Origin of the sequence: Serratia sp. CY33525, assembly GCF_052169115.1 — a bacterium.
In the GTDB taxonomy this organism is placed as follows: Bacteria; Pseudomonadota; Gammaproteobacteria; order Enterobacterales; family Enterobacteriaceae; genus Serratia; species Serratia sarumanii.
In genome coordinates this window covers 1-674 of the sequence record NZ_JBJNLK010000036.1, presented here as the reverse complement: position 1 = coordinate 674, position 674 = coordinate 1, and the positions used below count along the sequence as shown (strand labels likewise).

1 pseudogene is annotated in these 674 nt (G+C 65.4%); it reads left to right on the top strand.

Going from position 1 to position 674, the window contains the following annotated elements:
• A pseudogene (locus ACJ8IM_RS25200) lies at nucleotides 1-674 on the top strand (transketolase); the annotation flags it as partial.

Below are 674 nucleotides of genomic sequence, written 5' to 3'. Positions count from 1 at the left end.
GACAAGCCGTCGCTGCTGATGTGCAAGACCGTTATCGGCTTCGGTTCGCCGAACAAGGCCGGCACCCATGACGTGCACGGCGCCGCGCTGGGCGCCGCCGAAGTGGCCGCCACCCGCGAGCGGCTTGGCTGGAAATACGCCGCCTTTGAAATCCCGCAGGACATCTACGCCCAGTGGGACGCCAAGGAAGCCGGTCAGGCCAAAGAAGCGGCCTGGAACGACAAATTCGCCGCCTACGCCAGGGCCTTCCCGGAGCAGGCCGCCGAGTTCAAGCGCCGCATGAACGGCGAGCTGCCGGCCGACTGGAAAGCCGACGCCAAGGCGTTCGTTGAAAAACTGCAGGCCAACCCGGCCAACATCGCCAGCCGCAAGGCGTCGCAGAACGCGCTGGAAGCGTTCGGCAAGGTGCTGCCGGAGTTCCTGGGCGGCTCCGCCGACCTGGCGCCGAGCAACCTGACCATGTGGTCCGGCTCGAAAGCGCTGAACGTTGACCCGGCGGGCAACTACATTCATTACGGCGTGCGCGAGTTCGGCATGACCGCCATCACCAACGGTATCGCGCTGCACGGCGGCTTCCTGCCGTACTCGGCGACTTTCCTGATGTTCGTGGAATACGCCCGCAACGCGGTGCGCATGGCGGCGCTGATGAAGCTGCGCAACGTGTTCGTCTACAC